This is a genomic window from Thermodesulfobacteriota bacterium, assembly GCA_031082315.1.
In the GTDB taxonomy this organism is placed as follows: Bacteria; Desulfobacterota; QYQD01; order QYQD01; family QYQD01; genus QYQD01.
Genome location: JAVHLC010000026.1, coordinates 1 through 9,697 on the forward strand (window position 1 = coordinate 1; position 9,697 = coordinate 9,697).

A 9,697-nucleotide genomic window follows, 5' to 3' on the forward strand; every position below is an offset into this window, starting at 1 on the left:
GCCGGGACTACACAAAGTCCGGCTGGCACAGGGAAAATAATACCATGTATCCGACACTTCCTGGCCTGAACTGTCGCGACTATTCCAAGCCAGGCCTGCAGGTGGACAACGGCACTCTTTACCCGACACTCCCCGGCACGAACTGCCGGGACTACACAAAGTCCGGCTGGCACAGAGAGAGGGACAAGTAGGCGCTGGAAGTTCAATAAGTATTTTTTCAACATTGATCGAAGCCGAAGGCAACGCGATCTATTCGGGAGAAAGCACGAACAATTGTCGGATTGTCGGAAGCGTCGATAATGCTTGAATAAAAGCCTTAGACATTATCAATGATCTGAACTCTGTTATCGTAAATGGGGAAATACCCGCATTTCTATGACTATTTTATGAAGGAAGCCAATGTCAGAAAGAGAAACAGATAAGAAGACATAGAGCATAGGGGAGTGGGCATATGCCTCAGTATTACACCGAGTGCGGTAACAAGAACAGTGATAAGGCGAATTTCTGCGCAGGATGCGGAGAACCCATCGAAGGCCCGAGCACTTTAATGAGAAAAATCTTTGCGTAAAGGAAACTACTCAAGAGTTGATGTAAGGGTAAAAAGTGAAACCAGAGAAAAAATTCCTGAATCTCTTATTTCTCATAGGGATCGGCAATTCTACAATAGTTCAATCGATACGTGAAGCCTTTGGGACTATTATTGGATACCTTGCAGCAGAGGACACTATTTCTGTCATATCTTTTGGTATAAATCCCAGGATAATAATGCCTTCAACCATGTTGGCGAATAAGGAAGAATTAATTTTACAGAAACTAAATGTCCAATCAGATAATGATATAAAAGTTAGAAACCCTACGTGTTAATATGAAGTGGGACAAATTCCCGGCCTTAAATTAGTGTATAATGGTAGGGCGGGAAAGGAGATAAGAGTATGTTACAGGACAACACCCCCAGGGAATCAATAGAGCGTAGCTCTATTGATCGCGCGAGACCGCTGCTGGCTCTTCCCTGTCCGGAGGTCAGAGAGCGTCCCGAGCGGAGAGTATTTTCGGCAGAATATAAGAGAAGAATTCTCAAAGAGATCGACGAGGCTTCACAGCCTGGCCAGATAGGCGCCATACTCCGGCGTGAAGGCCTCTATTCCTCCAATATCCAGCGCTGGCGGGAGCAGAGAAAGCGTGCGGAGCTGGAGGCACTGAGCTCAAAGAGACGGGGTCGGAAGCCGACCAGGGTGGAAATACTGGCTGCCCGCGCAAAGGATTTGGAGCGTGAGAACCGCAGGCTCCAGAATCGCCTGAAGCGCGCGGAACTGCTCCTTGATATTCAAAAAAAAATTTCCGAGATAACGGGCATCCCCCTGAAGGATGTAGAGATCGGAGAAGACGTCTGATGAACGCGGTGATTGCCATAGAAAAGGATACTGGCACCCGGGAGGCGTGTAAGGCATTAGGCATTCCGAAATCGAGCCTCTACAGGGCAATGAAGCCTGAACAACCCGGGCATCCGCCATCCCCCAGAGTGAAGATGAAGCATCCAAGAGCTCTGAGCTTTGCAGAGAGAGAAGACGTTCTTGCGGTTCTGGACAGTGAGCGCTTCCAGGATAAGTCACCGTCTGAGGTCTATGCGACCCTCCTGGATGAGGGAGTCTATCTATGCTCGATTACCTCGATGTACCAGATTCTCAGGCAAAACAATCAGGTAAAGGAGCGGAGAAGGCAGGCACGTCATCCTCATTATGTAAAACCAGTGGTAAGGGCGATGGGACCCAACCAAGTGTGGTCGTGGGATATCACCAAGCTTCTCGGTCCGGTAAAGTGGATCTACTATTGCCTCTATGTCATTCTGGATATTTTCAGTCGCTATGTGGTGGGATGGATGATCGCCCCTCGTGAAAGCGCAGAGCTCGCCGCCCGGCTGATAAAGGAAACCTGTCAGAAGCAGGGTATCGATCCCGGGCAGTTGATTATTCATGCAGACAGGGGCTCCTCTATGACTTCAAAGCCTGTCGCTTCACTTCTGATGGATCTCGGCGTCATCAAGAGCCACAGCAGACCGCATGTTTCCAATGACAATCCGTTCTCTGAGAGCCAGTTCAAAACCATGAAGTATATGGCCACCTTTCAGAAGCGATTCGGCTCTATTGAGGATGCCAGGGCTTTTTCCGTGGACTTCTTCTCATGGTATAACTGGGAGCATCATCATTCCGGCATAGGCCTGATGGTGCCAGGGGATGTGCACTTTGGGAGGGCTCAGGAGATAACTGCCCGGCGGCAGGAGGTGCTCGACAGGGCACATCTGGCTCATCCCGAGAGGTTTGTACGAAGAAAGCCGGTTGCTCCTCAATTACCAGAGTCAGTCTGGATAAATCCACCACTGAAAGTCATTTTATCGGAAGGAGGTGCCTAAATTCATTCGGGAATTTGTCCCAAAACTATTGACAAGTTCCGAAATCTTTTAGGTGGATTACACTACTCTGATATCGAGTTAAAAAAGAATTCTTCAATCAATAATATTAATCACATTATCATAATCACAGATGGGATATGTGATAACACTGAAAAATGCATAGAATACTGTAAAAAAATACATCAGTCTGATGTATCAATAAGCACAATAGGTATTCAAGATGATTTTGATGAGAAATTTCTTATAAGTATAGCTAATAACTGTGGAGGCAAATCTTATTATATTGATATTTTGAGAGATTTGCCAAATGTTATTATTCAAGATTTACAAGGTTTGAAGGAAAAAAATATTCGGGTGGCGGTAAAGATGCCACAGTATTGTCCGCAATGTGGTCGTGAGAATACCGATAAAGCGAAATTCTGTGCTTCCTGCGGTACCGACCTCATTACAGGAACTCCACGACCTTCTTCAGGAGTGAAAAATCCTGCTTCAGTTGGAGGAGAAGCTAGTGCTAATGTTTTTAGTCCGCCGTCATCTTCTATCCCTCAGAACCCTCTCATGCGGGTCCCAGATGGGGTATTACTTAAAGATAGATTCAGGATTGATGGAATACTCGGAGAAGGGGGTATGGGACGGGTTTATGAGGTCTTTGATCTTAGTTTTAAGGGAAAAGCGGCCCTAAAAGAGATGCTTATTGGGGCATCGACAGCACAGGAACTTAAAGAAGCTCAGGAGCGTTTTATAAGAGAGTCCAACTTGCTCCTGAAGCTCAAGCACCCGAAAATTCCGAACATATTTGATTTCTTCACTATAGAGAGCCGCTGCTTCATTGCCATGGAGTATATCGAGGGGGAAACTCTCTCTGAATACCTGCAGAAACATCCGAAGCTGGATGAAGATAAAATCGTGGAAATAGGGCTCCAGATCTGCGACATTCTTGCGTGTCTTCACAGCCAGAATCCGCCTGTGGTATACAGGGATTTAAAGCCTCAGAATCTCATGATCACAAAAGATAGATATCTTTATATGATTGATTTTGGAATTGCAAGAGAAGTGAGCTCCAGGACTGGTACTGCCATAGGTACTGATGGTTATGCAGCCCCTGAGGTTTATGAAAACCGGCTCGATGTAAGAAGCGACTTATACTCTCTAGGTGGAGTGCTCCATTATGCTCTCACCATGAACGATCCTGAGAAGCGAAAACCTTTTACATTTAAGGAGCATCCAGTTGCTAAATATCGGACTACAAAGTATGAGTGGCAGACGCTTCTGGACAAGCTCCTCGCAGATAATCTTGATGAGCGTTATGGAAACGCCAAAGAAGTGAGATCTGCTATTGAGGCGCTCAGAGATGGTAAATTAGTGAAATCAATAGCGAAAAAGCCGTCAACTTCAGCTTCAAGACCAGTGAAACAGCCTTGTGCACGTAAAACAGTGAATAAAGCTCAACCACCAGTGAGCCCTGCAGCCCAGGTATCGGTTTCTGTGGTGCCCAAAACCCCGCCTTCAACTGCACCCGCAGTGAGTCGGTCGCCTGCCCCCGTTGTGAGTCAGGTGGCACCCGCTCCACCACCTTTTGTGGCAGCCCACTATGGACCGCCTGTTGAGCGGGTCAATATGTTGGACAATGCCGAGGTGATCCTCATTCCTTCTGGTGACTTTATCATGGGATCACCTGCGGGGGTAGGCTCAAATAATGAGTGTCCACAGCATAATATATATCTTGATGCCTATTATATTTACAAATATCCGGTGACCAATAAGCAGTTTAAACAGTTTATTGACACTACTGGCTATAAGGCAGAGGGAATATGGGAAAATTTGGGAACGAGGGGAACGGAGAACCACCCTGTCGTTTCTGTTACTTGGTCAGATGCAGCTGCTTATTGTAAATGGGCAGGCGGCACCCTGCCGACAGAGGCTCAATGGGAAAAGGCAGCCCGGGGTACAGACGGGAGAGCCTATCCTTGGGGAAATACGTGGGATACCGCAAAGTGCAATTGGAAAAACGAGCAGAATGTTGCTGATATGATGGATATGACTGAGGGAAGAGGTACAACTCCCGTAGGATCTTTCCCTCAAGGGAAAAGTCCCTACGGTGTTCACGATATGATGGGAAATGTGTGGGAATGGTGCGATAACTGTTATAATGAAAAGCATTATGAGAGTAGCCCCAAACAAAATCCTAATGAGACAGGGAAAGATGGCTCTCGCGTTTTGCGGGGTGGTTCTTGGTGCAGTGAATCCACTGAGGGCCTTAGATGTGCCAGACGTTACAGTGATAGCCCAGAAGCTCGATATCTCAACTATGGCTTCCGTGTTGTTTTGCCCTACAACTCAAAGTCACTTTTGCCTGCTACATCAAAAGTATCATCTCAATATGCAGTGCCGCCTGCCATACAAACACCGGCTTCACCATCACAAACATCAACGATTTCTGAAGTTAAAACAAAAACTGTTCCACAAATATCAGCTTTGTCTCCACTACAAGCGCCAGATGCCGCAAAAACTCAGCCTCCTGCCCTTCCTAAAACATCGTCACCCGAACAAAAACAAGTGTCTTCTGCACCGTTAACTCCTGCTTCTTCAATCCCGAGTGAGCGTATCAACCCGGTGGATAATGCCGAAATGATTCTCATCCCTGCCGGAGAATTCGTAATGGGGTCTCCAGATGGGCAGGGAATAGATAATGAGCACCCACAGCATAAGATATATCTTGATGCCTACTATATCTACAAATATCCAGTGACCAACGGGCAGTTTCAGAAGTTTATTGATACTAATGGGTATAAGGCGCAGGGAGAATGGAAGAAGTATGCTCCGAAAGAAAGAGAGCGGCATCCTGTGATATTTGTGACATGGGATGACGCAGTTGCGTACTGCAGGTGGGCGGGAGGAAGCCTCCCCACAGAGGCCCAGTGGGAGAAGGCCGCCCGGGGAACCGACGGGAGAGAATATACCTGGGGAGATGCCTGGGACCCTGCACGGTGTAACTGGCGTGAAAGTCCGAAAGTGGCGGGCATGGCGGAGTTTTCTGGCGGAAGAGGCACAACGCCCGTCGGATCATTTCCTTCGGGGGCGAGCCCCTGGGGCGTCCACGATATGGCGGGAAACGTGTGGGAGTGGTGTGCTGACTGGTATGGCGAAACCTATTATCAGGAGAGCCCTTCAAAAAATCCAGAGGGGCCGGAAAGCAGGCAGTACCGTGTTCTGCGTGGCGGTTCTTGGACCAATGGCAGCTCCGGTAGCTTTCGCTGCGCCAACCGCTACTGGGTCAATCCCGACCTTTGGCTCAGCCTCTACTTCGGCTTCCGTGTTGTTTTGCCCTACAACTCAAAGTCACTTTTGCCTGCTACATCAAAAGTATCATCTCAATATGCAGCGCCACCGCCGCTGCCAGATGTGAAAAAGCCGCGATATGAGGCGCAGCCCTCACCTTCTCTCCAAGGGGGAGCATCGCCGTCGAAGAAGATTTCTTTGCCATGGTACCAAGTCGCTGTGGTAATCGTGATTGCGCTTTACACCTTATGGGCTGTTTCGGCGATATGGAATGAATTTACCTTGCTCCCCTCAGGTACACCTTCTCAAGAGAAATCTCAAGCAGCAGGACCTTCCCATAGAGCTTCCTCTTCGCCTGATCAGCCCGCTTCTGTAAGCCCTGCGCCATTTCCTTCCGCTCATCCCACACTTGCCACCTTCTCAAATGAGAAGGAAAACAGCATAGACGGCGCCGAGATGATCTTTATCCCTGCCGGCGAGTTTCTCAGGGGGAGCCCCGAAGAAGAGGGATCCGATGATGAGTGCCCTCAACACAGGGTGTATCTTGATGACTACTATATTTATAAATACGAGGTTACTAATGCACAGTTCCGGAAGTTTATAAGTGAAACGGGATATAGCGCAGATGGAAATTGGAGGGACTATGCCCTGGCAGGAAGGGAGCGCCATCCAGTGGTATGCGTCACATGGAACGATGCAAAGGCCTATTGCGAGTGGGCAGAAGGAAGGCTCCCCACGGAAGCCCAGTGGGAGAAAGCGGCACGGGGAGGCGATGGGAGGAAATATCCCTGGGGAAATAAATGGGACGGCACGAAGTGCAATTGGGATGGAGGTCCGAAGGTGGCTCACATGGCGGATATCCTTCTAGGGAGAGGCACGGTACTCGTAGGATCATTTTCCGAAGGGGTGAGTCCCTACGGTGTGCATGACATGGCAGGGAATGTGTGGGAGTGGTGTGCCGACAGGTATGGCAAAAATTATTACAGGAGCAGCCCTTTAAGAAACCCCGAGGGGCCGGGAGAAGGTGTCTATCGTGTTTTGCGTGGCGGTTCTTGGAACATTGGCCTCACCGACTACTTACGGTGTGCCGACCGCCTCAGGAACAATCCTGGCAACAAGGACTACGGCCTCGGCTTCCGTGTCTGCCTCTCCTCCAGTATTCCCTGATCTTACTCTTTGACCTTTTTATTCGTTGGGAAATACCCGATTATTGCCACGCTGCCTAAATTTTCCACATACCTATGGCAATGAGTGCCATTTTCCACCAAGGCCTTTTGAGCTCAGCCTGGGCCAGTTCCCACTGAATACGATATTCCTCTTTGGCCTGCTCTTCTTTCTGGAGCTTCACCCTGAGCTGCTCCATCGCCTCTTCCTGCTGCTGCTGCCTGAACTGCTCTTCGGCAATAATCTTCTGAGCCTGAACGAGAGCCTCGTCCTTCTGAACAATGGACTCATGGGCATCCTGAAGGACCTTCTGAGCCTCCTTTATGACGGTGTCCTTCTGCCTGATCTCTTCGCTGATGAACTCCGGGGGCGCGGGAAGGGCTTTCAATTTTCTGTCGAGCTCTTCAAATTTATAGCGGTACATCATCATGCCCTGCTCTAATTGTGAACACCTCTGCTCCCATTCTCTTCTATGCTGGTCATAGGTTTCAAAGTTTACGACGTTCATCTGAACGCCCTCACCCCGTTCAGAATGAACACCCTGCACAAAGGGCCGTTCACCGAACGCCTCTTGAACGCCCTGAGAATCAAGCTCTTCCTTATGTATAAGCCAATATTCGCCATGCTTTGAGTGCTCTTTTTTAACCCGTTCAATTATTTTTCTCTGGATCAGCCTCCTGAGGGAAGAAGGAGTCTTACCTGTTATTTTGCTTGCTTCCTGAAGAGTAAACCATTCCCGTTCATCTACCTGTTCACTGAACATGCTGTGAACGCCCCTTTCTTTGAAAAATAAATAGGATCACGGACTATCGATTGATAGCCGTGATCCCGCAGGCGTTCATATTCGTCACCTAAAGAAGAGATCCTTCTCCACTCAATACGTTCATGGGAGTTCGCGCCAGCCGAGCTTTTGAAGTAATCTATAAAAACATCTGAAGCTCTGAGCGGTGCCGCCTTGTGAGATTTTCTGTCACTTATTGACACTCAATGCTTCTTTTTGGTATTATTAAATTACTTGAATGAACGGAGGCAGTCTTTGTGGAAATAAAAGGAACTGAAGTCTATACAATGGATGAAGCTGCCAAATTACTGAAAATCAGCAAAGCAACAATACACAGGAGAATACAAAACGGGTCGCTGCCCTCTATGAAAACCGGAAGGATCCGGAGAATAAGGGGCAGCGATCTGCTCGCGTTCATTGAGAGTGCCGTTAAGACGGGAGCGAACGAAAGGAGCGGCAGTTGAGGGCTTGTCGCCCATAAGGCAGAACAAAGCCTTTGGGTGTCAGAAATGAATAAAGTCACTTGTTGGGCAGGCGACTTTACTCAGAAGATCTCTTAATTTAACTCGCACTTAAATTATAAAGGCCTTCTGGGAAAAAGTCAACATAGCTTTGCCTTAGAAGGTCTTTTTATGAAAAAAAATAGCGAGAACAGAATAGACTTCATTTTCGCCCAGGTCCCCTTATGGATAACATATAGCGGGCTCCCGCAAAAGCTTGGCATGTCTGGATGGTGCATATACCGCCGCTTGCTGGAGCTGCGATACAGATTCGCGAGCAAAAAATTTTTCTATGCCCTTGAAAAGCTTTGCAAAACAACGGGGGCCATCGACAAAAATGGACTTAAAAAGATTCTCAACAAACTGGCGGCAGAAAATCTGATACGCTATAAAACTTCACAGGGCCGAGGGATGGCAACGGAGTTTGAAATAATGGAGCCGATACCTTCGCCGCTTTCAGAAGAAGATGTGTACCACCTCCATCCCAGGCTCAGATCCCATTCCTACAAAAAGCAGTTAGACGCCGGCGAAGAAAAGGTGGTCAATGACACCCTTTTTAGAGAAAGGGGAAAGGTGGTCAACGGCACCCTTTTAGAAAAGGAAAAGGTGGTCAATGACACCCTTTTAGAAAGGGAAAAGGTGGTCAACGGCATCCTTTTGGGAGGAGAAAAGGTGGTCAATGACACCCCCATTAAGAAAGATATATATAAGAAAGACAACAACAACAAGAATGATCTTTCTCATGAGGGAGAGCCTGATCATGAAAAAGCGGCACATTCTGTAGAAAACATTGTAGTATCGCCTGTTGTTGTTGCTCTTGATGAGAAAATGCTGAAGGAATACGGGATTGCAGGAGAAGTGGCGAAAACCTGGCTTAAGAAGTATTCTTCGGCATATCTCCTCGAAAAGATAGAAATATTGGAATACAAGCTGTACAATGGAGAAGCGATAAAAAACAGGGGAGGGATGCTGAAGAAGGCCGTCGAGCAGGACTGGCAGCCGCCTGAGGGGTTTTCGACGAGAGCCGAGCGGAATGAGGCGGCGAGGCGGGAGCGCGAGGCAAGAGAGGCTGAGGTGCGGGAGGCGGCGCTCCGCGAGGGGAGGGAGAAGAGGGAGCGGGAGCTCGCCCTGGCCGCCGAGGAGTGGAAGAAGACAGCGCCGTCGGAGGAGAGGGAGAAGATCCATAAGAGGGCCTTAAAAGAGGTGATGGCGGAAAACCCCGGCATTGAGGAGAAGCTTCTGAGGGTGCAGGTAAGACTGAGGGAGAACAGGATAATCGGCGAAGAGCTTTTCGGGGGGAAAGAGAAGGAATGGGCTGAGGCCCGGCAGGGAGGAGCACCGTGAGCGCGACAGGGAAAAGCAAGATGGATTCACCGGCGAAGCGCCGGAGGGGACGCCCCCGGAAAGACGCGCTCTCTGTGCCGCCTTTCAATGCGCCTGAGCCCCAGGAGGCATCCAGGAAAAAACGGCAGGGAAGACCGGGCAAGATGCTTCTGCCGGAGATCTCCCTCCCCGGGCAGAAGAAGATCGCCTTTGAGCCAATGGCGCCTCAGAAGAGAGAAAAGC

At 48.8% G+C, this 9,697-nt stretch carries 8 protein-coding genes; 7 read left to right on the forward strand and 1 reads right to left on the reverse strand.

Going from position 1 to position 9,697, the window contains the following annotated elements:
- From RDU59_12700 to RDU59_12715, 4 genes are all read left to right on the forward strand, one after another.
- On the forward strand, positions 1-191 hold a 191-nt coding region (locus tag RDU59_12700; protein MDQ7839339.1), incomplete at its 5' end, for a hypothetical protein.
- Positions 192-603: 412 nt separating this feature from the next.
- Positions 604-864: a hypothetical protein gene (locus tag RDU59_12705; GenBank protein ID MDQ7839340.1), complete on the forward strand. Its 261-nt coding sequence runs from the start codon at positions 604-606 to the stop codon at positions 862-864.
- Between the two features lie 98 nt (positions 865-962).
- Positions 963-2,407, forward strand: a protein-coding gene (locus RDU59_12710; protein ID MDQ7839341.1) for an IS3 family transposase whose coding sequence is annotated in 2 segments (ribosomal slippage) — positions 963-1,335 and positions 1,335-2,407 — 1,446 coding nt in all. Because the reading frame shifts where the segments join, the coding sequence is not laid out codon by codon here.
- 558 nt (positions 2,408-2,965) lie between these two features.
- A complete protein-coding gene (locus tag RDU59_12715) occupies positions 2,966-6,853 on the forward strand; it encodes an SUMF1/EgtB/PvdO family nonheme iron enzyme (protein MDQ7839342.1) in 3,888 nt (1,295 codons plus the stop codon).
- Between the two features lie 55 nt (positions 6,854-6,908).
- Here the strand turns inward: RDU59_12715 and RDU59_12720 are convergent, their stop codons facing one another.
- Positions 6,909-7,613, reverse strand: coding sequence for a helix-turn-helix domain-containing protein (locus RDU59_12720; protein ID MDQ7839343.1), 705 nt, complete (start codon positions 7,611-7,613; stop codon positions 6,909-6,911).
- Positions 7,614-7,888: 275 nt separating this feature from the next.
- Here RDU59_12720 and RDU59_12725 point away from each other — a divergent pair, with 275 nt between their 5' ends.
- The 3 genes from RDU59_12725 to RDU59_12735 form a co-directional block, all read left to right on the forward strand.
- Positions 7,889-8,095, forward strand: a complete 207-nt coding sequence (locus RDU59_12725; protein ID MDQ7839344.1) for a helix-turn-helix domain-containing protein — start codon at positions 7,889-7,891, stop codon at positions 8,093-8,095.
- Positions 8,096-8,263: 168 nt separating this feature from the next.
- On the forward strand, positions 8,264-9,475 hold the full coding sequence (locus RDU59_12730; protein MDQ7839345.1) for a hypothetical protein: 1,212 nt from the start codon (positions 8,264-8,266) through the stop codon (positions 9,473-9,475).
- Positions 9,472-9,697: hypothetical protein (locus tag RDU59_12735; protein MDQ7839346.1), on the forward strand; the 226-nt coding region annotated here is incomplete at its 3' end. The genes RDU59_12730 and RDU59_12735, both read left to right, overlap by 4 nt.

Excerpts from the sequence above, each read along its gene's own strand:
- RDU59_12715 (MDQ7839342.1), top strand. The coding sequence starts at position 2,966 with ATGCGGGTCCCAGATGGGGTATTACTTAAAGATAGATTCAGGATTGAT.
- RDU59_12730 (MDQ7839345.1), top strand. The coding sequence starts at position 8,264 with ATGAAAAAAAATAGCGAGAACAGAATAGACTTCATTTTCGCCCAGGTC.
- RDU59_12720 (MDQ7839343.1), bottom strand. The coding sequence starts at position 7,613 with ATGTTCAGTGAACAGGTAGATGAACGGGAATGGTTTACTCTTCAGGAA.